This window comes from Streptomyces sp. NPDC048171, from assembly GCF_043202655.1.
Lineage (GTDB): Bacteria > Actinomycetota > Actinomycetes > Streptomycetales > Streptomycetaceae > Streptomyces.
In genome coordinates this window covers 522,944-549,810 of record NZ_JBIDAU010000004.1, presented here as the reverse complement: position 1 = coordinate 549,810, position 26,867 = coordinate 522,944, and the positions used below count along the sequence as shown (strand labels likewise).

Annotated in this window: 24 protein-coding genes, 1 tRNA gene and 1 riboswitch; of the genes, 8 read left to right on the top strand and 17 right to left on the bottom strand. The window is 71.3% G+C overall.

Annotation, left to right across the window (positions count from 1 at the left end; all coding sequences use genetic code 11):
• Positions 1–15 precede the first annotated feature (15 nt).
• Positions 16–894 (bottom strand): MurR/RpiR family transcriptional regulator, encoded by an 879-nt coding sequence (locus tag ACGF3J_RS14130; RefSeq protein ID WP_161326233.1) that lies wholly within the window; start codon positions 892–894, stop codon positions 16–18.
• Positions 895–1,008: 114 nt separating this feature from the next.
• Between ACGF3J_RS14130 and ACGF3J_RS14125 the strand changes: the two genes are divergently transcribed.
• Both ACGF3J_RS14125 and ACGF3J_RS14120 read left to right on the top strand, forming a co-directional pair.
• Positions 1,009–1,458, top strand: a complete 450-nt coding sequence (locus tag ACGF3J_RS14125) for a protein-tyrosine phosphatase family protein (protein WP_161326234.1) — start codon at positions 1,009–1,011, stop codon at positions 1,456–1,458.
• Positions 1,459–1,574: 116 nt separating this feature from the next.
• Positions 1,575–1,997, top strand: coding sequence for a hypothetical protein (locus tag ACGF3J_RS14120; RefSeq protein ID WP_161326257.1), 423 nt, complete (start codon positions 1,575–1,577; stop codon positions 1,995–1,997).
• A gap of 358 nt (positions 1,998–2,355) precedes the next feature.
• Here ACGF3J_RS14120 and ACGF3J_RS14115 read toward each other — a convergent pair whose 3' ends face one another.
• Positions 2,356–3,741 (bottom strand): cystathionine beta-synthase, encoded by a 1,386-nt coding sequence (locus tag ACGF3J_RS14115; protein WP_161326235.1) that lies wholly within the window; start codon positions 3,739–3,741, stop codon positions 2,356–2,358.
• A 177-nt stretch (positions 3,742–3,918) separates the two neighbouring features.
• On the opposite strand from ACGF3J_RS14115, the gene ACGF3J_RS14110 reads away from it, so the two are divergent.
• The 3 genes from ACGF3J_RS14110 to ACGF3J_RS14100 all read left to right on the top strand — a co-directional run bounded on the left by ACGF3J_RS14110 (position 3,919) and on the right by ACGF3J_RS14100 (position 7,524).
• Positions 3,919–4,944, top strand: a complete 1,026-nt coding sequence (locus ACGF3J_RS14110) for an SGNH/GDSL hydrolase family protein (RefSeq protein ID WP_161326236.1) — start codon at positions 3,919–3,921, stop codon at positions 4,942–4,944.
• A gap of 259 nt (positions 4,945–5,203) precedes the next feature.
• A complete protein-coding gene (locus tag ACGF3J_RS14105) occupies positions 5,204–6,424 on the top strand; it encodes an acetyl-CoA C-acetyltransferase (protein WP_161326237.1) in 1,221 nt (406 codons plus the stop codon).
• A gap of 296 nt (positions 6,425–6,720) precedes the next feature.
• On the top strand, positions 6,721–7,524 hold the full coding sequence (locus tag ACGF3J_RS14100) for a hypothetical protein (protein ID WP_161326238.1): 804 nt from the start codon (positions 6,721–6,723) through the stop codon (positions 7,522–7,524).
• A gap of 20 nt (positions 7,525–7,544) precedes the next feature.
• On the opposite strand, the gene ACGF3J_RS14095 is transcribed toward ACGF3J_RS14100, so the two are convergent.
• A complete protein-coding gene (locus tag ACGF3J_RS14095; protein WP_234961090.1) occupies positions 7,545–7,856 on the bottom strand; it encodes a hypothetical protein in 312 nt (103 codons plus the stop codon).
• 103 nt (positions 7,857–7,959) lie between these two features.
• On the opposite strand from ACGF3J_RS14095, the gene ACGF3J_RS14090 reads away from it, so the two are divergent.
• Positions 7,960–8,190 carry a DUF4287 domain-containing protein gene (locus tag ACGF3J_RS14090; protein ID WP_064728274.1) on the top strand — a complete coding sequence of 77 codons (231 nt, stop codon included), beginning with the start codon at positions 7,960–7,962 and terminating at the stop codon, positions 8,188–8,190.
• Positions 8,191–8,274: 84 nt separating this feature from the next.
• Here ACGF3J_RS14090 and ACGF3J_RS14085 read toward each other — a convergent pair whose 3' ends face one another.
• From ACGF3J_RS14085 to ACGF3J_RS14075, 3 genes are all read right to left on the bottom strand, one after another.
• Positions 8,275–9,195 carry a Bax inhibitor-1/YccA family protein gene (locus ACGF3J_RS14085; RefSeq protein ID WP_161326239.1) on the bottom strand — a complete coding sequence of 307 codons (921 nt, stop codon included), beginning with the start codon at positions 9,193–9,195 and terminating at the stop codon, positions 8,275–8,277.
• 168 nt (positions 9,196–9,363) lie between these two features.
• Positions 9,364–10,551 (bottom strand): 4-hydroxybenzoate 3-monooxygenase, encoded by a 1,188-nt coding sequence (locus ACGF3J_RS14080; RefSeq protein WP_161326240.1) that lies wholly within the window; start codon positions 10,549–10,551, stop codon positions 9,364–9,366.
• A gap of 143 nt (positions 10,552–10,694) precedes the next feature.
• Positions 10,695–10,778 (bottom strand) — tRNA-Leu (locus tag ACGF3J_RS14075).
• Positions 10,779–11,160: 382 nt separating this feature from the next.
• Between ACGF3J_RS14075 and ACGF3J_RS14070 the strand changes: the two genes are divergently transcribed.
• Positions 11,161–11,931, top strand: a complete 771-nt coding sequence (locus ACGF3J_RS14070) for an ABC transporter ATP-binding protein (protein ID WP_064728278.1) — start codon at positions 11,161–11,163, stop codon at positions 11,929–11,931.
• Between the two features lie 71 nt (positions 11,932–12,002).
• Complete coding sequence (locus ACGF3J_RS14065) at positions 12,003–14,534, top strand: ABC transporter permease (protein WP_161326241.1); 2,532 nt, start codon at positions 12,003–12,005, stop codon at positions 14,532–14,534.
• A gap of 71 nt (positions 14,535–14,605) precedes the next feature.
• Here ACGF3J_RS14065 and ACGF3J_RS14060 read toward each other — a convergent pair whose 3' ends face one another.
• From ACGF3J_RS14060 to ACGF3J_RS14010, 11 genes are all read right to left on the bottom strand, one after another.
• Positions 14,606–15,922, bottom strand: coding sequence for a cyclopropane-fatty-acyl-phospholipid synthase family protein (locus tag ACGF3J_RS14060; RefSeq protein ID WP_161326242.1), 1,317 nt, complete (start codon positions 15,920–15,922; stop codon positions 14,606–14,608).
• A 222-nt stretch (positions 15,923–16,144) separates the two neighbouring features.
• Complete coding sequence (locus ACGF3J_RS14055) at positions 16,145–17,563, bottom strand: NAD(P)/FAD-dependent oxidoreductase (RefSeq protein WP_161326243.1); 1,419 nt, start codon at positions 17,561–17,563, stop codon at positions 16,145–16,147.
• Between the two features lie 418 nt (positions 17,564–17,981).
• Positions 17,982–18,923, bottom strand: a complete 942-nt coding sequence (locus tag ACGF3J_RS14050) for a Ppx/GppA phosphatase family protein (RefSeq protein ID WP_161326244.1) — start codon at positions 18,921–18,923, stop codon at positions 17,982–17,984.
• Positions 18,920–19,462, bottom strand: a complete 543-nt coding sequence (locus ACGF3J_RS14045) for a DUF501 domain-containing protein (protein WP_161326245.1) — start codon at positions 19,460–19,462, stop codon at positions 18,920–18,922. Before ACGF3J_RS14045 ends, ACGF3J_RS14050 begins: the two co-directional genes overlap by 4 nt.
• A gap of 49 nt (positions 19,463–19,511) precedes the next feature.
• Positions 19,512–19,994, bottom strand: coding sequence for a septum formation initiator family protein (locus ACGF3J_RS14040; RefSeq protein ID WP_125491366.1), 483 nt, complete (start codon positions 19,992–19,994; stop codon positions 19,512–19,514).
• Positions 19,995–20,093: 99 nt separating this feature from the next.
• Positions 20,094–21,374: a phosphopyruvate hydratase gene (gene eno, locus ACGF3J_RS14035; RefSeq protein WP_234961099.1), complete on the bottom strand. Its 1,281-nt coding sequence runs from the start codon at positions 21,372–21,374 to the stop codon at positions 20,094–20,096.
• A 235-nt stretch (positions 21,375–21,609) separates the two neighbouring features.
• Positions 21,610–22,311 carry a transglycosylase family protein gene (locus tag ACGF3J_RS14030; RefSeq protein ID WP_161326247.1) on the bottom strand — a complete coding sequence of 234 codons (702 nt, stop codon included), beginning with the start codon at positions 22,309–22,311 and terminating at the stop codon, positions 21,610–21,612.
• Between the two features lie 3 nt (positions 22,312–22,314).
• Positions 22,315–22,481: riboswitch (cyclic di-AMP (ydaO/yuaA leader) on the bottom strand.
• A gap of 184 nt (positions 22,482–22,665) precedes the next feature.
• The gene (locus ACGF3J_RS14025) at positions 22,666–23,691 is read right to left on the bottom strand and encodes a transglycosylase family protein (protein WP_161326248.1); all 1,026 of its coding nucleotides are present in this window, start codon (positions 23,689–23,691) and stop codon (positions 22,666–22,668) included.
• 148 nt (positions 23,692–23,839) lie between these two features.
• Positions 23,840–25,141 carry a cytochrome P450 gene (locus ACGF3J_RS14020; protein ID WP_161326249.1) on the bottom strand — a complete coding sequence of 434 codons (1,302 nt, stop codon included), beginning with the start codon at positions 25,139–25,141 and terminating at the stop codon, positions 23,840–23,842.
• Positions 25,138–26,115 (bottom strand): nucleoside triphosphate pyrophosphohydrolase, encoded by a 978-nt coding sequence (locus tag ACGF3J_RS14015; protein ID WP_161326250.1) that lies wholly within the window; start codon positions 26,113–26,115, stop codon positions 25,138–25,140. The genes ACGF3J_RS14020 and ACGF3J_RS14015 overlap by 4 nt, the downstream gene beginning before the upstream one ends.
• A gap of 65 nt (positions 26,116–26,180) precedes the next feature.
• Positions 26,181–26,828, bottom strand: coding sequence for a SurA N-terminal domain-containing protein (locus ACGF3J_RS14010; protein WP_161326251.1), 648 nt, complete (start codon positions 26,826–26,828; stop codon positions 26,181–26,183).
• Between the last annotated feature and the right edge of the window lie 39 nt (positions 26,829–26,867).

The window sequence follows — 26,867 nt, the reverse complement described above, 5'->3', positions numbered from 1 at the left end:
CGTCCGCCGTCCGTCTCACTCCACGAACAGCCCCCGCGCCGCGGCCTTGGTGTCGAACTCCTCCAGCCGGGCCTGCGCGTCCGGCAGGTCGTCGCACATCGCCTCGAGCAGCACCCGGCCAAGGAGCATCGGCGCGCAGGCGGTGTCGAAGGCGAGACCGGTGCCGACGGCGGCGGGCAGCAGCAGGTCGGACACCTTGGCGACGGGCGCGAAGGCGGAGTCGGCGACCGTCACCACCATGAGCCCGGCCTCCTTGGCGTGAGTGAGCGCGTCGACGACCTCGCGCGGATGCCGGGGCAGGGCGAAGCAGAGCAGGGCGGTGGCGCCGGCCCGGACGGCGGCGTCGACGCGGTCGTGGAGCATCGTGCCGCCCTCGTTGAGCAGCCGGACGTCCGGGTGGACCTTCGCGGCGAAGTAGGCGAAGCCGTGCGCCTGGGCCGCAGCGGCCCGCAGTCCCAGCACCGGCAGCGGCCGGCTCCCCGCGAGCAGGCGGCCGGCCTCCCCCACCGGCCCCGGGTCGGCCAGCACCTCCGCCAGATGCCGCAGGTTCTCGATCTCGGCGGCCACCGCCTGCTGGTACTCGTTGCGGGAGGCGGTGCCGGCGTCCGGTTCCGCCGGGGCGACCTCGCGCAGATGGCGGCGGAGCGCCGGATAGCCGTCGAAGCCGAGCGCGACGGCGAAGCGGGTCACGGACGGCTGGCTGACGCCCGCCAGTTCGGCCAGTTCCACGCTCGACAGGAAGGGCACCTCGGGTGCGCGGCGCACCATGCTGTGCGCGATGCGCCGCTGGGTCGGCGTCAGCCGGTGCCCCTCGAACAACGCCTGCAGCCGCGCGGCCGGGCTGTCGGCCCCGTTGGCGCCGCCGGCCGCACCGGTCCCGCTGGTCCCGCTCATGGCGTGCTCCCCCTTGGTCTATTCATGTCGCCCGCTCACTGCATACCGTTATACAGCGAGGCGCCGGGCCGCACGATGCCGAGCGCTACGAGACCGATCGGAACGGGGTTCGAGATGACCGACTTGTGGAACGCCGATGCTCCCGGGGTGCTGCGACTGCCCTCCGGGCGGCTGCTTCGGGGGCGCGGCCTCCGGTATGACCTGCCGGCGGGGCAGACACCGACGTTCGCCGTGCACCTGACGGACCACGAGCCGCCCGGCCCGCCGTGGGAGTCCGTCTGGGTCCCCTGGCGGGACTTCTGGCTCCCCGCCGAGCCGATGGAGGCGATGCGCACACTCCGCGACGCCCACGACCGCGCCCCGGAGGAACGGGTGGAGGTCTGCTGCGGGGGCGGTGTCGGCCGGACCGGTACGGCACTGTCCGCGATCTGCGTCTTCGAGGGCATGGACCCCCGGGAGGCGGTCAAGTGGGTGCGGCGGAACTACCATCCCCGTGCCGTCGAGGTGCCCTGGCAACGACGTTTCGTCCGCCAGGTCTTCGCCGCCGCCTCGGGGCAGGCGTGACCGTCGGCCTCATCCCTTCCCCTCCCGGCCCCCTACGGGTCTTCCCCCGCCGGAAACGGGGGCTATCCCCAGTGCCTCCGCCACCCCGGCCGCCTACTTTGAAAGGCATGACGGGAATGGACGCGCGGGACGCCGACCTCAAGAAGGAACTCGACGCCACCCTGCAGACCCGCAGGGAGCTGGGCGAGGAGTACGAGTCCGCGCTGGTCGACTCGTTCCTGGAGAAGGTCGACCAGCGTATCGACGGCGCGGTCGAGCGCCGGGTGCGCCGGCAGGTCGCCGAGCAGCAGATGACCACGGCCCGGGAGAGCCGGACGCCGAGATCCACGGACTCCTTCGGCGAGCGCTTCGGCTTCGGCATCGTCTCGCTGGTGCTCGCCGTCCCCCTGTCCGCGATCGGCGGCGGAGTCGCCGATCTCCCCGGCCTGCTGGTCGCCTGGGCGGGCATCGTCGGCGTGAACGTCGTGCAGGCCGCCCGTACCAACCCTGGCCTGTTCGGACGCCGCCGCGCACGGCGGGACGACGCCTGGGAGGACTGACGGAGCGACGGCCGGAAGACTGCGCGGGGACCGCCGGCACCCCCATCACTGGGGGGCGGGACGACGGCGGTCCCCGCGGGGGACGCGCGGTGCCGGGCCTCACGGCCGGGGCGGCGCATCCGTGGCGTCCTTGGAGGTCCGGGAGCCGCTCCGGAAGGTCCGTGACGCCGTTCGGCGCCGGCCGGACCGGGGAGCCGCTCCCTGTCCCGCCGACACCGCATACTCTGCCGGTCGCGTGTTAAGCGACTGCTGCGCGCACGTGACGCGCGCGTACCACTTCCGCGAAGTTCACGAAGATCGCGGAGCGGGCCAACCCGGCGGTGTGCACCGGGCGTTCCCCCGGCGGACACCGCGGGTTCTACTTCCCCCGGGCCAGGAAGGACAGCAGGTCCTGACGGCTCACCACGCCGGTGGGCTTGCCCTCGACGAGGACGATCGCCGCGTCGGCGCGGCCGAGCACCGACATCAGGTCCTCGACCGGCTCGCCCGAGCCGACCTGCGGCAGCGGGGCGGACATGTGCTTCTCCAGCGGGTCGTCCAGCGAGGCGCGCTTGGTGAACAGGGCGTCCAGCAGCTCGCGTTCCACGACCGATCCGACGACCTCGGCGGCCATCACGTCCGGGTGACCGGCGCCGGGCTTGACGATGGGCATCTGCGAGACGCCGTACTCGCGCAGCACCTCGATGGCCTCACCGACCGTCTCGTCCGGGTGCATGTGGACGAGGGAGGGGATGGAGTCGCCCTCCTTGTGGTTCAGGACGTCGGCGACGCGCGCGCTGGGGCCGGCGTCCTCCAGGAAGCCGTAGTCGGCCATCCACTCGTCGTTGAAGATCTTGCTGAGGTAGCCGCGCCCGCTGTCCGGCAGGAGCACGACCACCACGTCGTCCTCGCCGAGCCGCGCCGCCACCTCGAGCGCCGCGACGACCGCCATGCCGCAGGAGCCGCCCACCAGCAGGCCCTCCTCCTTGGCGAGGCGGCGGGTCATCTGGAAGGAGTCCTTGTCGGAGACGGGGACGATCTCGTCGGCGACGTTCCGGTCGTACGCGGTCGGCCAGAAGTCCTCGCCGACGCCCTCGACCAGGTACGGCCGTCCCGAACCCCCGGAGTAGACCGAGCCCTCGGGGTCGGCGCCGATCACCTGCACGGCACCGTCGCTGATCTCCTTCAGGTACCGGCCGGTGCCGGAGATGGTCCCGCCGGTGCCGACACCGGCCACGAAGTGGGTGAGCTTCCCCGCGGTCTGCTCCCACAGCTCGGGGCCCGTGGAGTGGTAGTGGGAGAGCGGGTTGTGCGGGTTGGAGTACTGGTCCGGCTTCCAGGCGCCCGGCGTCTCGCGGACCAGCCGGTCGGAGACGTTGTAGTAGGAGTCCGGGTGCTCGGGGTCGACCGCGGTCGGGCAGACGACGACCTCGGCGCCGTACGCGCGCAGGACGTTGATCTTGTCGGTGGACACCTTGTCAGGGCAGACGAAGACGCACTTGTAGCCCTTCTGCTGGGCCACGATCGCGAGGCCCACGCCGGTGTTGCCGCTGGTGGGCTCGACGATCGTGCCACCGGGCTGCAGCTCTCCGCTCTTCTCGGCGGCCTCGATCATGCGCAGGGCGATGCGGTCCTTCACCGAGCCGCCCGGATTGAAGTACTCCACCTTGGCCAGGACGGTGGCCCTGATGCCCTTGGTCACGCTGTTGAGCCGCACCAGCGGGGTGTTGCCGACGAGGCTGATCATCGAGTCGTGGAAATGCACCGTGGTCTCCGGATGCCGCAAAGGATGGGTCGTTTATCGGTCCGGCCAGCCTATGGCCTGCCCGGCCCGTGCACCCGCCCGTGCCACGTGACGGTCGTTCACTCCCCGTTGAGATTGGGCGACCGTCCGTACGGGGCAAGGAGTGGGTGTACGGCTTGATGGAGGTGGCGGCGACGTATGACGAGCATGTCCAGAGCGAGGGTGGCGCGCCGGATCGCGACGGGAGCGGCCTACGGGGGCGGCGGCATCGGGCTGGCCGGTGCGGCCGCGGTCGGTCTGCTGCTGGCGGAGGTGCAGCTGGCCAGGCGCCGGGTGGGCATCGGCACGCCCGACCGGGTGCCGAACGCGCAGGGGGTGTACGGGGACGGCCTGCGGACGGCCGGTGAGCCGCCGCTGCGCCTGATGATGCTGGGCGATTCCACGGCCGCCGGGCAGGGTGTGCACCGGGCCGGCCAGACACCGGGCGCGCTACTGGCCTCGGGGCTGGCGGCGGTGGCCGAGCGGGCGGTGGACCTGGGTTCGGTCGCGGCGCCCGGAGCGTGTTCGGACGACCTGGACCGGCAGGTGGCGCTGGTGCTCGCGGATCACGGCCGGGTGCCCGACATCTGCGTGATCATGATCGGCGCCAATGACGTCACCCACCGGATGCCGGCGACCCAGTCGGTCCGGCACCTGTCGGCGGCGGTACGGCGGCTGCGCACGGCCGGCGCGGAGGTGGTGGTCGGCACCTGCCCGGACCTGGGCACGATCGAGCGGGTGCGGCAGCCGCTGCGCTGGGTGGCCCGACGCACCTCGCGGCAGCTGGCGGCGGCGCAGACCATCGGCGTCGTGGAGCAGGGCGGGCGCACGGTGTCGCTGGGCGATCTGCTGGGCCCGGAGTTCGCGGAGAACCCGCGGGAGCTGTTCGGCCCCGACAACTACCACCCCTCCGCCGAGGGGTACGCCACGGCCGCGATGGCCGTCCTGCCGTCGGTGTGCGCCGCGCTCGGCCTGTGGCCGGCCGAGGAGGAGCACCCCGACGCCCTGCGCCGCGAGGGCTTCCTGCCGGTGGCCCGGGCGGCGGCGGAAGCGGCGTCCGAGGCCGGCACGGAGGTCGCGGCGGCGATGCCGACGGGGCCCCGGGGGCCGTGGGCACTGCTCAAGCGCCGCCGGCGCCGCCGGGTGCCGGAGACGGAGCCGACACCGTCGGCTCAGCCGCGGTAGGGCGGAGGACGGTCACCGGGTTTTCAGCCCATCCGGCGTTTGAGGACGAGGCCGTCCAGGCCGACGGGGGGGCTGGGGGCGCAGCCCCCGGGTCGACGGCCACCACGAGGCCCCGTACCAAGAACCCGCCCCACCGCCGGAGGCAAAAGCAAGCGCTTAGAAAGTTGCGGTCCATGTCACACCTCCACACCCGTGACCCGGGCCATACGTCCGGGTAACTTCCCCAGCAGCCGCCCAACGCCTCTCCACTGGAGCCGTGATGCCCGAAGCCGTGATCGTTTCTGCCGCCCGCTCCCCCATCGGCCGCGCTTTCAAGGGCTCCCTCAAGGATCTGCGCCCCGACGACCTGGCCGCCACGATCATCCAGGCCGCGCTCGCCAAGGTTCCGGAACTGGACCCCCGCGACATCGACGACCTGATGCTCGGCTGCGGCCTGCCCGGCGGCGAGCAGGGCAACAACCTCGGCCGGATCGTCGCCGTGGAGATGGGCATGGACCACCTGCCGGGCTGCACCGTCACCCGGTACTGCTCCTCGTCCCTGCAGACCTCCCGCATGGCCCTGCACGCCATCAAGGCCGGCGAGGGCGACGTCTTCATCTCGGCCGGCGTCGAGATGGTCTCCCGGTTCGCCAAGGGCAACTCCGACAGCCTGCCGGACACGCGCAATCCGCTGTTCGCCGAGGCGGAGGCCCGTACCGCCGCCGTCGCCGAGCAGGAGGGCACCACCTGGCACGACCCGCGCGAGGACGGCCTGGTCCCGGACCCGTACATCGCGATGGGCCAGACCGCCGAGAACCTCGCCCGCTCCAAGGGCGTCACCCGTCAGGACATGGACGAGTTCGGCGTCCGCTCCCAGAACCTCGCCGAGGAAGCCATCAAGAACGGCTTCTGGGAGCGCGAGATCACCCCGGTGACCCTCCCCGACGGCACCGTCGTCGCCAAGGACGACGGCCCCCGCGCCGGCGTCACCCTGGAGGGCGTGCAGGGCCTGAAGCCGGTGTTCCGCCCCGACGGGCTGGTCACCGCCGGCAACTGCTGCCCGCTCAACGACGGCGCCGCCGCCCTCGTGATCATGAGCGACACCAAGGCCCGCGAGCTGGGCCTGACCCCGCTCGCCCGCATCGTCTCCACCGGCGTCTCCGGCCTCTCCCCCGAGATCATGGGCCTGGGTCCGGTCGAGGCCAGCAAGCAGGCGCTGTCCCGCGCCGGGCTGGGCATCGGCGACATCGACCTGGTCGAGATCAACGAGGCGTTCGCCGCGCAGGTCATCCCCTCCTACCGCGACCTCGGCATCCCGCTGGAGAAGCTGAACGTCAACGGCGGCGCCATCGCCGTCGGCCACCCCTTCGGCATGACCGGCGCCCGCATCACCGGCACGCTCATCAATTCCCTCCAGTGGCACGACAAGCAGTTCGGCCTGGAGACGATGTGCGTCGGCGGCGGCCAGGGCATGGCGATGGTCATCGAGCGCCTGAGCTGACCGCCGTCCGGGCGGGTGACTGAAAGACTGTCAGTAGCGCCCGGGGGACCCTGTGTGACGCCACGGCCCGGGACCCTGTGACCACAGGGTTCTGGGCCGTTTTGTGACCCAATCTCCCCCAGGATGTGACCTACCTCTCCCGCCCCCTTGATTTACGCAGGTCAGACCAACCACACCCTCCCCTTCCGGGCCCAAAGTCCTGTCCGTTTCGTGACGTTACGCACTGACAGACGGTTAGTCCTCCCTTCAAGCTGATGTAGGAAGTCGGGGGTCGACTTTGAACCGGGAGTACGTCAGTGAGCGCCATGCCGATCGCCCTGCTGCTCACCACGGCCGCCACCGGCGCCGTGGGCGTCGCCGTCCTGCGCAGCATTCTGGTGCTGCGCCGGCAGGTGACCGCCCTGCGCGCCGAGCTGGCCGAGAGCCGGGCCACCGCAACGCGGGGCCGCGTGCCGGCCGCCCGCACCACCGCCGACGCCGAGGAGATACGCGCCGCCGTCGCGGAGGCGCTCGCCGAGGAGCGCGAGCGGGAACTCGCCGAGGCGAGGGCCTTCTGGGCCGCCCAGGAGTCGCGGGACGCGTCCGACGCACCGCTGCTGCTCGGGCTGACCGACAGTGAGCTGTTCCTGCCCCGCCAGGCCGACCTCGTGGGCCTGGAGCCCGTGATCGAGCCGGTCGCGGAGAGCGACGAGCCGTCCGCGCAGGACCTCGGCGGCCCGAGGGACTCCGCCGAGCTGGCCGCCGCGCGCCGCCGGCACCCCTCGCACCCGGACTTCGTACCGAACCCGGCGCCCGCCGTGAACGACCACGAGCGGACCGTCGCCACCCTGGAGGGGCTGGCCGAGTCGGGCGTCACCCTCGCGGACGTCCGCCCCGGGCCGCTGGGCACCCTCGACGTGTACGTCTTCTCCGACGGCACGACCCTGTGCATGACCCCGGGCCACCGCGAGACCGCGGAGCGCCTGGCGGACGCGCTGGGCGCCGGCCAGACGCCGTACCTCCTCGGCGGCTCGGGGATCTCCGGCGCCTACACGCTGACCTTCGCGTGCGGCGAGGAGAACGTGTACATCCTGGCGGACCGGGTCATCGCGTCCCTGTAGCCCCTGCCTTCCCCGGGACCCTAGACCCCGGCCCGCTTGCGGGCCTCCTCCACCAGCCCCGCCGCTTCCTCCACCTGGCCCTCGTCCGTGAGTACGAGGGCCAAGTCGTGTGCGGCGACGGCGATCTGGTCGGCGGCCGCGAACATGCCCGCGTCGGGCATCAGACGGGGCTCGGCCCCCGGTTCCTCGATCAGCTGGGCGCGCCGGGCCAGCTCCCTGGCCAGCTCCAGCGCCTCGGCGGCGGCGCCGCGTTGGAGTCTGCTCTGCGGGGCGGCCCGCAACCGGTCGGCGAAGTCGTCCACGGCACGGGTCAAAGGCGTCGTATCAACCACGGCGCGAGCGTACGCGGCCGTCCGGGACTGTTGCCAACGGGCGAACACTCAGGCACGGTGACCTGAAGGACCGGCTTACAACCCCTTTCGCCCGGAGGCGCCGATGTCCCAAGTCTTCTCCGAGGAGACCCATCGCAATCTGCTCGCCCGCATTCCCCAGTGCACCGGTCGTGAGATCTCCGACTGGCTGCGTGCCGTCGAGGACGGCCCCTCCCTCTTCCGCTTCGAGGAGAAGGTCAGCTGGCTCCGCCACGAACACAACCTCGCGTACGGCCACGCGAAGGCCATCGTGCACGAGTACGACCTGAGAAGGGCCGCGCGCAACCTGCTCTGAGCGGGTGCGCCGGCACCACGACGACGAAGGGCCCCGGGCTTGAAGCCCGGGGCCCTTCACTTGTCACACGGACCGCGGTGTCCGCTAGTCGTTGCTGTTCAAGATCGCGATGAGTCGCAGGAACTCGAGGTAGATCCAGACCAGCGTCAGCGTGAGGCCGAAGGCCGCGAGCCAGGCCTCCTCGCGCGGCGCACCGTAGGCGAGCCCGTCCTCGACCTGCTTGAAGTCCAGGGCGAGGAAGCAGGCGCCGAGGATGATGCCGATGATGCCGAAGACGACACCGAGCGCACCGCTGCGGAAGCCGAGGCCGTCGCCGCCGCCGAAGACGGCGAACAGCAGGTTCACCGCCATCAGGAAGACGAATCCGAGCGCCGCCGCCATCACGAAGCCGTAGAAGCGGCGGTTGACGCGGATCCAGCCGGCCTTGTAGGCGATCAGCACACCGGCGAAGACCGCCATCGTGCCGATCACGGCCTGCATGGCCGCGCCGTCCGCGATGCGGTTGTCGACGACGCTGGAGACGACGCCGAGGAAGACACCCTCGAACGCCGCGTACGACAGGATCAGCGCGGGCGAGGCCTTGCGCTTGAAGGACTGGACGAGCGCCAGGACCATGCCGATCAGGGCGGCACCGATACCGATGCCGTACGAGCGGCCGATGTTGGCGTCGTCCACGGGCAGCAGCGCCCACGCGAGCGCGGCGGTCACCACGAGCACGCCGAGCGTGCTGCCGGTGCGGATGACGACGTCGTCCATCGTCATCCGGCCGGTGGTGGCCGGCGCCTGCGGCGGCGTGCCGTACTGAAGGTCCTGCTGGGCGTACGGGTTCTGCGCGTACGGATTGTCGGCCGGCTGGGCGTACGGGTTGCCCTGCGTGCCCTGCGCGTACGGGTTGCCCTGCGTGGCGACGGCGGGTCCCCCGGCCTGCGGCGCGGCGTTGAAGCCCGCGTAGCCGTTGTCGCGGCTGAACCCCCGTCGCGAGAAGACCGGGTTTCTGCTCCTCATTTCACTCCTCCATGGCCACACGGCGCAGCCTTGGCTCAAGAGTAATAGAACGGCAAAGGAATGACCCTACTGCTTGGGGAGGATCTTTCCCTCGCTCTGGCTCACAACACGCTACGCCGATCAGTGATTCCCCTCACGGCCGGGGCCCCACGGGACGTCCGGGACCGCTCACCCGATCGGGAACCCGGTGTATGCCTCGGCGAGGTCGCTCTCGGCGGCGCGGGAGGAGGCGATCCGGTCCAGACGGGCCACCTGGAGGCGGTCCTCGAAGGGCGTGGCGGCCGGGTCGCGGTGCAGCAGGGTCGTCATGTCGTACGAGAACCGCTCGGCCTGCCATACGCGGCGCAGACAGGTGGCGGAGTAGGCGTCGAGCAGCGCGTCGGAGCCGGTCGCGGCGCGGTGGGCCAGCGCCCGCGCGAGGGTGACGACGTCACCGACGGCGAGGTTGAGGCCCTTGGCGCCGGTGGGCGGCACGATGTGCGCGGCGTCGCCGGCCAGGAAGAGGCGGCCGTGCCGCATGGGCTCGTGGACGTAGGAGCGCATGGGGGTGACGGACTTCTGGGTGATGGGGCCGCGGCGCAGCGTCCAGTCGTCGTCGGTCTCGAAGCGGCGCTCCAGCTCGGCCCAGATCTCGTCGTCGCTCCAGCTGTCGGCGTCCGTGTCCGCGGGGACCTGCAGGTAGAGGCGGGAGACGGACGGGGAGCGCATGGACAGCAGGGCGAAGCCGCGGTCGTGGCGGGCGTAGACCAGCTCGTCGTGGGAGGGGGCGACGTCGGCGAGGATGCCGAGCCAGCCGAAGGGGTACGTCCGTTCGAAGGTGCGTCCGTCCGGGACCGTCGTCCGGGCGATGCCCCAGAAACCGTCGCAGCCGACGACGTAGTCGCACTCCAGGACGTCCTCCGTACCCCCGGCGCCGTCGGCGCCACCGCGCCGGAAGCGGATGCGCGGGCGGTCGGTCTCGGCGCTCTCCACGGCCAGCGCCTCGGCCTCGAAGAGCAGCGGCCCGCCGTCCTCCAGCTGGAGGGCGATGAGGTCCTTGCAGACCTCGGTCTGGGCGTAGACCATGACGGACCTGCCGCCGGTGAGCGCGGGGAAGTCCACGCGGTGGCGCCGCCGGTCGAAACGCAGCTCGATGCCGTCGTGGCGCAGCCCCTCGCGGTCCATCCGCTCCCCCGCCCCGGCCGCGCGCAGCACGTCCACCGTGCCCTGCTCCAGGATCCCGGCGCGCTGCCTGCGCTCCACGTAGGCGCGGTCGCGGCTCTCCAGGACGACCGAGTCGATCCCGGCGTTGTGGAGCAGCCGGGCCAGCAGGAGTCCGGCGGGGCCGGCCCCGATGATGCCGACGGTGGTGCGCATCGGTCGTCCCTTCGTCGCGTTCACTTGTTCGCGTGGTGAAATTTCCTTCACAGATCGCCGAGAGGAGTTTCCGACCACACGCACGCCGCTGTCAACGGTCCGGGGGATCGAGAGCCTGCGGAACTGAGGGAAAGCGTCGGAAGTGCCCGGAGCCGGACTTGAACCGGCACGCCCTCGAAGGGGCAGCGAGGTTTAAGCTCGCCGTGTCTGCATTCCACCATCCGGGCAGGCCATGGGCTCCGCGTCGAGTGCCTTGAGCCTATCGGGACACACCTCGCGAACCGTGGGCGGGAGGTGCGATGTTGTCTTATTTTATTGGCGCCTGAGGGTCCATCAGTTCCTGGTTCAGGCCATCAGCACTCGCCAACAGCCTCGCGGGCGGTGGCCCGCGGCGCACGTGGAATGACGGGATTTCACCGTCCCGGTGAGGGCGCCCGCCCCGTTCCGCCGTCGGGGTCGGCCGTCATCCGCAGGTATGACACCGCCGCTGCCCGTCCGACCGAAGTCGCCCCCCGAAACCGGAACAGCGGCTGACTACACGGCGCCGTCCGGGCGGAACGATGGGAGACGTCCCCGAGCACACGCCGTACCGACAGGAGCGCCCTTCCCGTGACCACCGCACCCATCGCCGACCGGTCCACCGTCGTGGCCGCACGCGCCACGGAGCTGTCCAAGATCTACGGCCAGGGTGAGACCCAGGTGGTCGCTCTGGACCGGGTCTCCATCGACTTCCGGCAGGCCGAGCTGACCGCCATCATGGGCCCCTCCGGCTCCGGCAAGTCCACGCTGATGCACTGCGTGGCCGGCCTCGACACCTTCTCCTCCGGCTCCGTGCGCATCGGCGAGACCGAGCTGGGGACGCTGAAGGACAAGCAGCTGACCAAGTTGCGCCGGGACAAGATCGGCTTCATCTTCCAGGCGTTCAACCTGCTGCCGACGCTGACCGCGCTGGAGAACATCACCCTCCCGATGGACATCGCGGGCCGCAAGCCGGACAAGCAGTGGGTGGACTCCGTGATCGAGATGGTCGGCCTCTCCGGCCGGCTCGGCCACCGCCCCGCCCAGCTCTCCGGCGGCCAGCAGCAGCGGGTCGCCGTGGCCCGGGCGCTGGCCTCCCGGCCGGAGATCATCTTCGGTGACGAGCCGACCGGAAACCTCGACTCCCGTTCCGGCGCCGAGGTGCTGGGCTTCCTGCGCAACTCGGTGCGGGAGCTGGGCCAGACCGTCGTGATGGTGACCCACGACCCGGTGGCCGCGGCCTACGCGGACCGGGTGGTCTTCCTCGCCGACGGGCGCATCGTCGACGAGCTGTACGGGCCGACGGCCGACGCGGTGCTGGACCGTATGAAGCGGTTCGACGCCAAGGGCCGCACCAGCTGACGTTCCCGTCCGCTCACCGCCCGCCCCACCCCGTACCCCGTACGCCCGTACGTCTGGACAGAGAAGACCCCATGTTCCGTACCGCCTTGCGCAACGTATTCGCGCACAAGGCCAGGTTGTTGATGACCGTGCTCGCCGTGATGCTCGGCGTGGCGTTCGTGTCGGGCACCCTGGTCTTCGCCGACACCCTCTCCAACGCCTTCCGCAACCAGTCGGCGAAGAGCTACGACGACGTCGCCGTCGCCGTCAGCTCGCACGCCGACCCGGACAACCCCAAGGAGGAGCCCGGCCTCTCCGGCGAGGTCCTCGACAAGATCTCCGCCGTGGACGGCGTCGCCGGGGTGTACGGCCGCGTCGAGGGCTTCGCCGGTGTCGCCGACCCCGACGGGAAGCTCATCGGCGTCGGCTGGTCCAACAAGGGCTCCAACTTCGCGCCCGGCAAGGACGGCAAGGACACCGCGTACACCTTCACCGACGGCTCCGGCCCGGTGAAGGACGACCAGATCGCCCTGGACGAGGAGTCCGCGGGCAAGGGCGAGTACAAGGTCGGCGACCGGGTGCGCGTCGCGACCAACGGCCCGGTGAAGGAGTACACCCTCAGCGGTGTGTTCACCACCGAGGACGGCGCCGTCAACGCCGGCGGCAGCCTCGTGCTCTTCGACACCGCCGTCGCCCAGCAGCAGTACCTCCAGCCCGGCTACTTCGAGAGCGCCACCGTGGCCGCCGCCCCCGGTGCCGACGACGCGCGCGTCCTGAAGGCGGTCGAGCCGCTGCTGCCGCAGACGGCCGAGGCCCAGACCGGCAAGGCGCTCGCGGACGAGCAGGCCGACCAGATCGAACAGGGCATGGGCAACCTCAAGCAGGTCCTGCTCGGCTTCGCGGGCATCGCGCTCTTCGTCGGCATCTTCCTGATCTCCAACACGTTCACGATGCTGGTCGCCCAGCGCACCAAGGAAATCGCCCTGATGCGTGCCGTCGGCGCGTCCCGCAGGCAGATCACCCGCTCGGTGCTCGCCGAGGCCGCGGTGGTGGGTCTGGTGGCCTCGGCCGTCGGCTTCGCCCTCGGCGTCGGTCTGGCCGTCGGACTGCGCTCCGGCATGGCCGCGTTCGACATGAAGATGCCGGCCGGTCCGCTGGTCCTGTCCGCCACCCCGGTGGTCGCCGCGTTCGTGGTGGGCGTGCTGATCACGGTGTTCGCCGCCTGGCTGCCGGGCCGCCGGGCCGCGAAGATCCCGCCGGTGGCGGCCATGAACAGCGTCCACGCGGTGGCCACCACCAAGTCGCTGGTGCTGCGCAACTCCATCGGCGCGGCCGTCACCGCTCTCGGTGCGGTGGGGATCGTGGCGGGCGCCTCGACCGGCGGCGACGACGGCCGGCTGTACATCGGCGCGGGCGCGTTCCTGGCGCTGATCGGCGTGATCGTCCTCATCCCGCTGCTGTCCCGGCCCGTGATCGCACTCGTCCGTCCGCTGCTCGTCGGGCCCTTCGGGGTGGCGGGCAAGCTGGCCGGCCAGAACGCGGTCCGCAACCCGCGCCGCACCGGCGCCACCGCCTCGGCGCTGGCGATCGGACTGACGCTGGTGACCGCCCTGTCGGTGCTCGGCGTCACGGTCGGCGCGGCCATCGACAAGATGACCACGGACAACATCAGGGCCGACTACATGATCTCGATGGCCAACGGAGGCGACCTCGACCGGTCCGCGCTGACGGCCCTGGAGAAGGCCGACGGCGTGTCCGCGGTGTCCCCGCAGCAGGACGCCTACTTCCGGGTCGACGGCGACTTCGTGTCCGCCTCGGCGGTCACCCCCGGCGACATCGAGAAGGTCCTGACCGTCGACACCGTCAGCGGCAACGCGGCCTCGCTCGCGCAGGGCCGGATCGCGGTCGCCGAGAAGACGGCCGAGAGCAGGGGCTGGAAGCCCGGCGACACCGTCTCCGTCACCTTCGACGACGACGAGAAGGCGAAGCTGACGGTCGGCGCCGTCTACAAGGACAGCGAGTTCCTCTCACCCGTCCTCGTGGACCGGAAGGTCGTGGCGGGGCACGAGGCCAAGCCGTCCATCCGGCAGATCTTCGTGAAGACCGACGGCGGCCAGTCGGCGGCGAACGAGAAGGTCCTCGTCGACGCGCTCGGCGACAACCCCGCGATCACCGTGATGGACCGGCAGGACATCCGCGACGAGTTCGGCGGCGCCATCAACACCCTGCTGAACGTCATGTACGGCCTGCTGGCGATGGCCCTGATCATCGCGGTGCTCGGCGTCGTCAACACCCTCGCGATGTCCGTCTTCGAACGGCAGCAGGAGATCGGCATGCTGCGCGCGATCGGTCTGGACCGGCGCCGGGTGAAGCGGATGGTGCGGCTGGAGGCCGTCGTCATCTCGGTGTTCGGCGCGGTGGTCGGCATCGGTCTCGGCACGTTCCTCGGCTGGGCGATCGGCGAGACCGTCGCGGAGAGCATCCCGGGGTACGCGCTGGTCCTGCCCTGGGGCCGGATCGGGATCTTCGTGGCGCTGGCCGCTCTGGTGGGTGTCCTGGCCGCCATGTGGCCGGCCCGCAACGCCGCCCGCCTGAACATGCTGAACGCGATCAAGACCGAGTGACCTCGCCGCGACGCGCTACACCGAGGGCCGGGCTCCCCGCACGGGGGCCCGGCCCTTCGGGTCGGGAGGGGTCAGGCCGGGTCGGGCGCGCCCCACACGCGGGCCCGCAACGGCATCCCGGAGGCGCCCGAGTCGGGCGTCTTCACGGCGAGCACCTGGTTGACGCCGATGCGGTTGCGCTCGAAGGCGAGCGCCGAGGCCGCCATGTACAGCCGCCAGACGCGGGCGCGGCCGGGGCTGACCAGCTTCAGGGCCGCCGGCCACTCGGCCTCCAGGTTGGCGACCCAGCGGCGCAGGGTGAGCGCGTAGTGCTCGCGGATCGCCTCCACGTCGCGGACCTCGAACCCGGCCCGCTCCAGTTGCGTGACCGTGGTGCCGACGGGGGCGAGTTCGCCGTCGGGGAAGACGTAGGCGTCGATGAACTCGTCGACGTGGTAGGCGGACTCGTCCCGCTGGGGGCGGCGGGCGATCTGGTGGTTCAGCAGGCGTCCGCCGGGCTTGAGGAGCCGGTGCAGGTCGGTGGCGTACTCCAGATAGCGCTCGGCGCCGACGTGCTCGGCCATGCCGATGGACGAGATGGCGTCGTACGGCCCGTCGGACACGTCCCGGTAGTCCTGGACGCGGATCTCCACCCGGTCGGTGAGCCCCTCGTCGGCGACGCGCTTGCGGGCGTAGACCGCCTGCTCCTGGGAGAGCGTCACGCCGACGACGCTCACCCCGTGCTCCCGGGCCGCGTGGATCGCCATGGAGCCCCAGCCGCAGCCGACGTCGAGGAGTCGCTGACCGGGGCTCAGGCCGAGCTTGCGGCAGACGAGTTCGAGCTTGTCGCGCTGGGCGTCCTCCAGGGTGCCGCCCTCGGCCGGAAGGGCCGGCCAGTAGGCGCAGGAGTACACCATGGAGGGGCCGAGGACGAGTTCGTAGAAGTCGTTGCCCACGTCGTAGTGGTGGCTGATGGCCCGTCTGTCGCTGCGCTTGGTGTGCAGGTGGCCACGGGCCCGGCGGATCTCCTCCGGCGGCGGTGCGGGCGGCAGCGGCGGCCCGGCGAGCCGCACCAGTCCGCGTACGGCGGCCCGGACCTCGGGGTCGCGCAGCGCCTCGGCCAGGCCGCGGGCGTCCTCACCGCGTTCCCAGACGAGTCCGGCCATCGCTTCGAGGACAGTGTAGAGGTCTCCGTCGACGTCGACGTCGCCGGCCACCCAGGCGCGGGCCAGGCCGAGTTCGCCCGGTTTGAACAGCAGGCGGCGCAGGGCCCTGCGGTTGCGGACGACGAGGGCCGGCGCACCCGGCGGGCCCGCCTCGGAACCGTCCCAGGCGCGGATGCGCACCCTCAGGGGTGCTCCCAGCAACTGTTCGAAGAGGTTCTGCAGCCGCAGCGCGGCGTGAGCCATGGCGTACCTCCGTGACGTGCGATCCCGGAATGTCCAACACCACGTAAACACCTGGGAGCCCGCCGTACAGTCCCCGGCGCGCGTTACGACTCGGCAAAATACTTGTACACACCATCGAGATCGTCGCTCCGCCGGAGCAACGCGAAGGGGCCGCCCGCACCACGGATGGCGGGCGGCCCCTTCGGGGGTACCGCGGGTACTACCGACGCTCGGGAGCCGGGGTCAGGAGGCCTTGGCCTTCTCCTCGGACTTCTCCGGCGACGCGGCCTTCTCGCCCTGGTCGGCGGCCTTCGGCGGCGCGACCGGGGCCGGCTTGGCGGCCTCGTAGAACTCCTCGCGCGGGGTCTCCATCGCACCGAGGGAGACGACCTCGCGCTTGAGGAACATGCCGAGGGTCCAGTCCGCGAAGACGCGGATCTTCCGGTTGAACGTCGGCATCGCCATGCCGTGGTAGCCACGGTGCATGTACCAGGCGAGACGGCCCTTGAGCTTGATCTTCATCTTGCCCATGACGATCATCGCGACGCCCTTGTGCAGGCCGAGGCCCGCCACCGCGCCCTTGTTGGCGTGGCTGTACTCCTTCTGCGGGAAGCCCCGCATGCCGGAGATCACGTTGTCGCCGAGGACCTTGGCCTGACGCAGCGCGTGCTGGGCGTTCGGCGGGCACCAGGCGTTCTCGTTGCCCGCCTTGCGGCCGACGAGGTCCGGCACCTGGGCGTTGTCGCCCGCGGCCCAGATGTAGTCGGTGCCCTTGACCTGGAGGGTCGGCTCGCAGTCGACGTGACCGCGGGGACCCAGCGGCAGGCCGAAGCGGGAGAGCGCCGGGTTGGGCTTGACGCCGGCCGTCCACACGATGGTGTTGGAGTCGACCTCCAGCCCGTTCTTCAGCACCACGTGGCCGTCGACGCAGGAGTCCATGGAGGTGGACAGGTAGACCTCGACGCCGCGGCCCTCGAGGTGCTCCTTGCCGTACTGGCCGAGCTTGGGGCCGACCTCGGGGAGGATCTTGTCGGCGGCGTCGACGAGGACGAAGCGCATGTCCTCGCGGGAGACGTTGGTGTAGTACTTGGCCGCGTCGCGAGCCATGTCCTCGACCTCACCGATGGTCTCCGCGCCGGCGAAACCGCCGCCGATGAAGACGAAGGTGAGCGCCTTGCGGCGGATCTCCTCGTCGGTGGTGGAGTCGGCCTTGTCGAGCTGCTCCAGGACGTGGTTGCGCAGGCCGATGGACTCCTCGATGCCCTTCATGCCGATGCCCTGCTCGGCGAGGCCGGGGATCGGGAAGGTGCGGGAGACCGCGCCCATCGCGATGACCAGGTAGTCGAAAGGCAGCTCGTACGCCTCGCCCACCAGCGGGGCGATCGTGGCGACCTTGCGGTCCTGGTCGATGGTGGTGACCCGGCCGGTGAGGACCTCCGCCTTGGGGAGCACGCGCCTGAGGGGAACGACGACGTGTCGGGGGGAGATGCTGCCGGCGGCGGCTTCGGGGAGGAAGGGCTGGTAGGTCATGTACGACCGCGGGTCGACGACGGTGACGGTCGCCTCGCCGTAACGCATCTTCTTCTGGATGCGTCGAGCTGCGTACAGGCCTACGTACCCACCGCCTACTACGAGGATCCTGGGACGCTCCGTGGTGCTCATGCCATCGAGTATCCACCCGTCCCAGGGGGGTCGTTCGTGCGCCCCTTCACAAGCTCGTGTTAGGTCTGTGTTACCATCCGCCACTCACGTGACGGAGATCATGGTGAGGCATGGAACCGGCCCGCCCCCGACCCCGTTGTCAATGCCGCGTGAGCTGCTCATCCGCCCCTACGGGGAGGGTGGACCACCCACTCGCGACCCCTCTCCGAGGCACCCTGCGAGCACCGTCCTGAACACGTTCAAAGGGCAGTTGAAGCCCCAAAAGGGTCAACGACCGCACTTTCGTCGTCCGACAGGGCCCAATTCCTTGTGAAGAACTTCACGAACTTTCCGGACGGGACGTCACCGGGAGGCCCGTGAGGCCCCCCGGCAGCCGCTCAATCGTCGTCCGTCCTGCTCAGACCGGCACCCCGCGGGGCTACGCCACCGACCACGCGATGCCGTCGAGGATGTCGTGCTCGCTCACCACGACCTCCTCCGCACCCGTCCGCTCCATGATCGAGAGCAGCACCAGCGCGCCCGCCGCGATCACGTCGACGCGGCCCGGGTGCATGGAGGGGACGGCCGCCCGCTCGGCGTGCGTGGAGCGCAGCAGCCAGTCGGTGATCTCCCGGACCCGGTCCCGGGAGACCCGGGAGTGGTGGATGGCGGCCGAGTCGTACGCCGGCAGCTCCTGCGCGATGGCGGACACCGTCGTCACCGACCCGGCCAGCCCGACCAGCGTGCGCGCCTCGCGCAGCGGCACCGTCTCCTCGGCGAGGTCGAGGGCCGCCTCGATGTCGGCCCGCATCGCCCGGACCTGCTCGGCGGTGGGCGGGTCCGTCACCTCGCCCTCGCGCACCAGGTGCCGCTCGGTCATCCGCACGCAGCCGACGTCCACCGAACGGGCGGCGCGCACCCGGTCGTCGCCCACCACGAACTCGGTGGAGCCGCCACCGATGTCCACGACCAGGTAGGGCCTGTCCAGGTCGTCGCGCCCGGCCAGCTCCCTGGTCGCCCCGGTGAAGGAGAACTCCGCCTCCTGGTCGCCGGAGATGACCTCCGGCTCCACGCCGAGGATGTCCAGCACCCCGCGCACGAAGTCCTCGCGGTTCTCCGCGTCCCGGGAGGCGGAGGTCGCCACGAAGCGCAGCCGCTCGGCGCCGTACTCCTTGATCACCTCGGCGTACTCGCGGCAGGCGGCGAAGGTCCGCTCCAGCGCCTGGGACGCCAGCCGCCCGGTGCGGTCGACGCCCTGTCCGAGCCGCACGATGGTCATGCGTCGGTCCAGGTCGGTCAGCTCGCCGGTGACCGGGTCCGCGTCCGCGACCAGCAGCCGGATGGAGTTCGTGCCGCAGTCGACGGCGGCGACCCGGGTCACTGGGCGTCCTCCTGGTCGCCGTGGCCGGCGGGCGTCACGCACGGACCCTTGCGCCACCACTCGGGCAGCAGCGCGATCGCCTCGTCGCCCAGCGGATTGACGCCGGGTCCGGCCGCCAGCGAGTGGGCGACCAGCACGTGCAGGCACTTGACCCGGTCCGGCATGCCGCCCGCGCTCGGGAAGCCGGTCAGCTCCTCGATCTCGTCGCGGCGCCGGATGTAGTCCTCGTGCGCCGCGCGGTAGGCGGCGGCCAGCTCCGGGTCGGCGGCGAGGCGCTCGGTCATCTCCTTCATCACGCCGTTCGCCTCCAGCGTGCCGATGGCGGAGGCCGCCTTCGGGCACGTCAGGTAGTACAGCGTCGGGAAGGGGGTGCCGTCGGGCAGCCGCGGTGCCGTCTCCACGACGTCCGGCTGTCCGCAGGGGCAGCGGTGCGCGATGGCGCGCAGGCCGCGCGGAGGACGGCCGAGCTGCTGCTTGAAGGCCAGCACGTCCGCGTCGGTGGGCTCGGTGCGCGGCGTGGTCGGCGGGGGAGTCTGCATGACTGTCTTCTGCTGGTCTTCCTGTTGAGTCAGTGCCGGCGCGGTCGGTTCACGGCCGGCGGGCGGCGGCGTCGGCCTTGTCGACACCGTCCCAGACGTTCCGGTACCAGGGGCGGTCGGCCCCGCCGGACTCGGCGCGGGCCTTCCTGGCGGCGTCCGGGTCGACGACGACGAACCCCGTCTCCCCCGGCATCACGTAGTGCAGCCGCAGCCGGACCTGCTGCTCGGCGTAGGCGTCGTCCTGCCAGCGCGCCTTGAGGTCGCGCAGCTCCTCGACCCGGTCCCGGGTCTCCTGCTGCTCCCGCCGCAGATCGGCGATCTCGGCGCGCTGGGCGACGTACTGCCGTATCGGATAGGCGAGCGCCACGACGAGCGAGCAGAGCACCATCGCGAGCAGCGCGGCCCGGCCGGTCAGCCGGGAGCGACGGGCCTGGCGCTTGGTCTGCGAGCGGTAGACCCGGGCCGCGGTCTGTTCCCCGATGATCCGGATCCTGGTCGCGGTGGAGAAACGGTCCCGGTCCTTCACCGCCATGTCTGTCCCCGCTTCCCGTCCACACGTGCGTACGTCCCCGCACACGGTACGGGACCGAGTACGGGGACGTACGTACGACGCTGCTTACGACGGCGGCGCTCAGCCCTTGAAGCGCGGGAAGGCGCTACGGCCGGCGTACACCGCGGCGTCGTCGAGGATCTCCTCGATGCGCAGCAGCTGGTTGTACTTGGCGACGCGCTCGGAGCGGGCCGGGGCGCCGGTCTTGATCTGGCCGCAGTTGGTGGCGACGGCCAGGTCGGCGATGGTGACGTCCTCGGTCTCGCCGGAGCGGTGGGACATCATGCACTTGAAGCCGTTGCGCTGGGCCAGCTCGACGGCGTCCAGGGTCTCGGTCAGCGAACCGATCTGGTTGACCTTGACCAGTAGGGCGTTGGCCGAGTTCTCCTCGATGCCGCGGGCCAGGCGCTCCGGGTTGGTGACGAACAGGTCGTCGCCGACGAGCTGCACCTTGTCGCCGAGCTTGGCGGTGATGGTGTTCCAGCCGTCCCAGTCGTCCTCGAACAGCGGGTCCTCGATGGAGACCAGCGGGTACGCCTCGACCAGCTCGGCGTAGTACTCGGTCATCTCGGCGGCGGTGCGGTTCTTGCCCTCGAAGGCGTAGGAGCCGTCCTTGTAGAACTCGGACGCGGCGACGTCGAGCGCGAGGGCGATCTGCTCGCCGGGCGTGTAGCCGGCCTCCTTGATCGCCTCCAGGATGAGGTCGAGGGCCTCGCGGTTGGAGCCGAGGTTCGGGGCGAAGCCGCCCTCGTCGCCGAGGCCGGTGGCCAGGCCCTTGCTCTTCAGGACCTTCTTCAGCGTGTGGTAGACCTCGGCGCCCCAGCGCAGGGCCTCGGAGAAGGACTCCGCGCCGATCGGGGCGATCATGAACTCCTGGATGTCCACGTTGGAGTCGGCGTGCGAGCCGCCGTTCAGGATGTTCATCATCGGCACCGGCAGCAGGTGCGCGTTGGGGCCGCCCAGGTAGCGGAAGAGCGGCAGGTCGCTGGCCTCGGAGGCGGCGTGGGCGACGGCGAGGGAGACGCCGAGGATGGCGTTGGCGCCGAGCGAGCCCTTGTTGTCGGTGGCGTCCAGGTCGAACATCGCCTGGTCGATCAGGCGCTGCTCGGTGGCGTCGTAGCCGACGAGCTCCGGGCCGATCTGCTCGATGACGGCGAGGACGGCCTTCTCGACGCCCTTGCCGAGGTAACGGCCCGGGTCGCCGTCACGGAGTTCGATGGCCTCGAAGGCACCGGTGGAGGCGCCGGACGGAACGGCGGCACGACCCGTGCTGCCGTCGTCGAGGCCGACCTCGACCTCGACCGTGGGGTTGCCTCGGGAGTCCAGGATTTCCCGGGCTACGACGACGTCGATGGACGGCACGAGCATCTCCTTCTTCAATGTGACGCTTCGGTGTGACGCGCGGCTCCGCAGGACCGCGTCGGCTCTGCGGGACCGAGCCTAACCGGCTCCGGGCGATCGGCCAGCCGATCGCCCACCCGCTGGACAGAACCGAGAGTAAATTGTTTCCGAACGGAACAAAGCGGATTTCGAAAATGGGCCCGCCCCGGTGCGTACGGGGAACACACACCGGGGCGGGAGTCGCGGCAGGCGCCGCTTACTTCAGGTGCAGCTGCTGACCCGGGAAGATCAGGTCGGCCTCGTCGACGATGTCGTCGTTCAGCTTGAACAGCTTCTCCCAGCCGCCCTTGACCTCGTGCTCCTGGGCGATGGAGCTGAGGGTGTCACCCTTGACGACCTTGTACTCGCCGTCACCCTTCTCGACCTTCTTGCCGGTGGGGGTGGTGACCGTCTTCTTCTCGGCCTTCTTCTCGGCCTTCGGCTCGGCGGCCGGGCGCTCGTCGGAGCGGGACGCCTTCTGCTCGGTGGAGCGGTCGGCGGTGGAGCCGCTGTCCTGGCTCTCGCCGGAGCCGCCACCGGTGTTCGCGGCGTTCGAGAGGCCGGTGCCGCAGACCGGCCAGGCACCCTTGCCCTGGCCCGCGAGCACCTTCTCGGCGATCTCGATCTGCTGCGCCTTGCTGGCCTGGTCGGCGGTGGCGGCGTACTGGGTACCGCCGTAGCCGGCCCAGGTGGAGGCGGAGAACTGGAGGCCGCCGTAGTAGCCGTTGCCGGTGTTGATGGACCAGTTGCCACCGGACTCGCACTGGGCGACGGCGTCCCACTCGGAGGTGGTGGCGGCGGAGGCGTTGCCGGCCGCCATCAGCGGGGCGGCGACGGCGGCACCGGTCACGCCGGCGACGGCGATGACGCGAGTGGCCTTGGACGGACGACGGTGCTTGCCCTTGCCGGAAAACAGCATGGTTGATCCCCTCACCGACGCCTGCGAGGTGAGCTGTCGGGTTCGGGCCGGTTGAGTTGCCCGGCCGGGTTCCTCGCGGAACTCGGCTCCACCCCTAGCCGCTCCGGCAGAACTGCCCGGTGCGGCACTTACCTTGGGTCCCCCGCTCCTGCCTTCGGCGCTTTTACGCGACGACTGTTCCCGTACGGCCGCTGGCAGGATTCGGCGTTGCGGCTGTCGGGGCCCGCGGTGGCGAGCGGTCATGACCGTAGACACGCGCTCCGCGGATTTTCAAAGACGATCACGGCTTCTGAGACCTATCTCTCACGAGATCCAAAACGGACATAGGGTCTCTAACCATGACGCGAACTCCCCCTACTTTTCGCCCGATTCGCCCGTGACCGTGAGCGTCTGACCGGGCAGGATGCGGTCGGGGTCCTGACCGACGACCCGCTCGTTGCCGGAGTAGAGCGCACGCCATCCGCCGTCGACGCCAAGGGAGTCGGCGATGGCCCAGAGACTGTCGCCGGAGCGGACGATGTACGAGTCGTCACCGGCGTCCCCCGACCCTCCGTCACGCGAGGCGTGCCGGCCCGAGGTGCTGTCGGTGAGCCCCTTCCAGCGCCCGCCCTCGTCCGCGCTGTCGCCGCGGTGCTTGCCGGAGCCGGACGAGCGGTCGGCGGCCTCCGGATCGGCGGTGGCGCGGCGGTCGCTTTCGGACGATGTGCCCGTCTTGGCGGATTGCTTCTTGCCGTCGGACGAGTCGTCAGGGGACTCCGACCCGGAGGACGGAGAAGACGAAGGGGACGAAGCGGACGCGCCGGGTGTGGGCTCGGTCTCCTTCTCCGAACCCGACGGCGACGACGCGTCGGACGACTCGGATGATTCGGACGACTCGGGCGAGTCCGACGCCTTGGGCGAACCCGTCGGCTCGGGCGTCTTGGACCCGGCGGGGTCGGGGGTGTCCGACGTCTTCGGGGCCTGCGAACCCTCCGACGCGCCGTCACCGGTCGGCGCGGTGGCGCCCGGGGGGTTGCCCAGACCCGCGAGCAGTCCGCAGGTCGGCCAGGCGGCGATGCCCTGGTCCGCGTACAGCTTCTCGGCGATTCTTATCTGCTGGGAGCGACTGGCCTGGTCGGCGCTGGCCGCGTACTCCAGGCCGCCGTACCGCTCCCACGCCTCCTGGGGGAGCTGGAGGCCGCCGTAGTAGCCGTTGCCGGCGTTCTGGCTCCAGGCGCCGCCGGTCTCGCACTCGGCGATCTGGTCCCAGTTCGCCCCGGCCGCGTGGGCGCCGGTGGCGCCGAGCAGCGGGATGGCGATGGCGGAGCCGGTCACTCCGGCGGCGACGACCAGTGCGGGAGCCTGGCGGGGGCGGCGGTGACGACCGTTCCCGGAGAGCATGCGACGACCTTTCACAGACGACGGGGACCGTGCGGCGGATGATGCTCGTCGCCACACTGATTCGTGAACGTATAGGCAGATGATCGCTTGTCACAAGTTCATGCCGCGCGGATCACGTGAAGATCACAGAGTTGAGGGCGTGTCATGTTTACCTTGACGACGCACCGTTGCCGAGTCCTGACGCAGTCGGCGTGAACGAGACGGGCAAAGTGCGCAGACCTCGCATGATGAGCCCGCCGCGCCAGCGCAGTTCGGCCGGGTCGGCGTCGAGGCGCAGATCGGGGAGGCGGGTGAGGAGCGTGGCGAGCGCGGTCTGCCCCTCGAGCCGGGCGAGCGGGGCGCCGAGGCAGTAGTGGATGCCGTGGCCGTACCCGAGGTGCTGGCTGTCGCGTCGGGCCAGGTCCAGGGTGTCCGGGTCGGTGAAGCGCTCCGGGTCCCGGTCGGCGGCGGCCAGGACGACGAGCACGGGGTCGCCCGCGGCGATCCGCTCTCCGCCGAGATCGAGCGGCTCGGTGGCGAAGCGCCAGGTGGCCAGCTCCACCGGTCCGTCGTAGCGCAGCAGTTCCTCGACGCCGGTCTCCAGCAGGCCCCGTTCACCGGCGGCGAGGGAGGACTGGAGGCGGGCGCGCTGCTCGGGGTGGGTGAGCAGGGCATAGGTCCCGTTGCCGATCAAATTGACCGTGGTCTCGAAACCCGCGAACAGGAGGATGAACGCCATCGCCGCGGCCTCGTTCTCGGTGAGGTGCTCGCCGTGGTCGGAGGCGCGGATGAGACCCGAGATGAGGTCCTCGCCGGGGCCGGGCTCGGGCGGCAGCGCGGCGCGTTTGCGGTGGATGAGGTCGGCGAGGTAACCCCGCATCTTCTTGACCGACCGTGCGACACCGCCGCGGGGGCCTCCGCCGTGACGGATCATCATGCCCGCCCAGTCCCGGAAGTCGTCCTGGTCCTCGCGCGGAACACCGAGCAGGTCGCAGATGGCGTAGATGGGCAGCGGGAAGGCGAAGTCGTGGATCAGGTCGGCGGAGCCGTCGGCCGCGAACCGGTCGATGAGGCCGTCGGCCAGCTCCTGCACCCGGGGCGCGAACTCGGCGACCCGCCGGGGGGTGAACGCCTTGCTGACCAGCCGGCGCAGCCGGGTGTGGTCCGGCGGGTCGATGTTCAGCAGGTGGGTCATCAGCTCGGCCTTCCGCTCCCCCGGGATGCCGGTCTTGCCCTTGGCGTGCGCGGGCTCGTCGTGGTGGGCCGGGTTCTTGGACAGCCGCGGGTCGGCGAGGGCCTGTTTGGCGTCCGCGTACCGGGTGACCAGCCAGGCCTCCACTCCGCTGGGCAGCCGTGTGCGGTGCACGGGGGCGTGTTCGCGCAGCCAGGCGTAGGCGGGGTAGGGGTCGGTGGCGAACTCCCAGGTGAACAGCTCGGGGGCGGGTCCGGCGGGCGGCGGGTGCGGGGTCACCCCTCGACCCCGCGGATCGCGTCCCGGTACGCCCGTGCCGCCGCTCTGAGTGCCGCCTCCGGGTCCGTGCCCTCGGACTCGGCGCGGACGGCCAGGGCGAGGAGGTCGTAGCCGATGCCCTCGCCGGTGGGGAGGGGGACGTCGAGGCCGGCCTGGCGGACGCGGGAGGCGAGCTTGGCGGCGAGGGCGAGGCCGGGCTGGCCGAGAGGGACGCCCTCGGTGACCGAGGTGCGCTGCTTCTCGGCGGCCTTGGTGCGCAGCCAGTGCTCCCGGACGTCCTCGGGGGTGTCGGCGGTCTCGTCGCCGAAGACGTGGGGGTGGCGGTGGATCAGCTTGTCGACGATGGTGCCGGCCACGTCGTCGACGGAGAACGGCGCTTCCGGGTCCTCCTCGGCGATGCGGGCGTGGAAGACGACCTGGAGGAGGACGTCGCCCAGTTCCTCGCGCAGTTCGTCGCGGTCGCCGTCCTCGATCGCCTCGACGAGTTCGTAGGCCTCCTCGATGGCGTACTTGGCGAGGCCCTCGTGGGTGCGCTGGGAGGACCAGGGGCATTCGAGGCGGATGCGGTCCATGACCTGGACCAGGTCGAGGAGGCGGGCGCCGGGGAGGTCGTAGGAGGCGGGGAGCAGCTCCAGCTCGGGCATGTGGACCCGGCCGGAGCCGGCGAGGCGGGCCAGACCGTCGGTGAGCGCGGGCTCGCCCTCGCCGGTCGCCACGACCACCGCGGTGCGGCCGCCGGCACAGGCGCCGACCAGTTCCTCGGCGGTGGGGGCCGCCTCGTCGACCCGTATGCCGGCCTCGCGCAGGTAGGGCAGCTGGGGGTGGGTGCCGTCGGCGCACAGCACGCGGTCGGCGGTGCGCAGGGCCTGCCAGGCGGGCCAGGAGAGCAGGCCGGGGGCGACGCGGTGGCTGGTGGTGAGGAGGACGATGCGGCCCGGGTCGGAGGGGGCCGCGTCGGCGGTGGTTGCGTTCACTCCCCGAACGTAACGCATGCCCCGGACGCCCCCCGAGTTGTCCACAGGGGGCCCGCGCAGGACCGTTACGCCGTCTCCTGGCTCTTGGCCGCGGTGATCTCCCTTACCCACGGCGTCTCGGCGTTGACGCGGCTGCTCTTGCGGACGTCCCAGGCGCCGTAGCGCGGGTTGAGGTCGACGTCGAGCTTGGCGGAGGCCTTGGACAGGGCCTGCCAGAACTCGGGGCGGCTGGTGTCGGTGCCGAGGCTCTCGGCGAGCTTCTGGGCCTCCAGCTGGAGGCGGAGGTTGTCGTCGAGGCGCTCGGGGGCGACGCCGTACTGCTGGAGCCAGGCCGTCTCCAGCTGCTTCGGGCCTCCGGCCTGCTCCTCCAGGCCCGCGCGCATCGCCTGCACTTCCTTGCGGGTGACGGTCACACCGGCGTCCCGGGCGGCGCGGTGCAGCACCTGGTCCAGGACCATGCCGTGCAGGGTGTCGCGGGTGAGGGTGCCGGTCTGTGCGACCACCTGCTGGTACTGGGTGTCGTCCGGGACGGCGGCCCGCTGCGCCGCGCGTACCTCGTCGACGCGGTTCTCCAGCTGGGAGACGGTGATGCGCTGGTCGCCGACGACGGCCGCCGCGCCCGGATGCGCGTCGTTGCCGCAGGCGGTGAGCAGGGGTGCCGCGGCGGCGATCGCGGCGGTGAGGAGGAGCGCGGGGCGACGGCGGCGGTGCAAGGAGACCTCCCGTTGGAGATTGTGCGACGGTGCACAAGG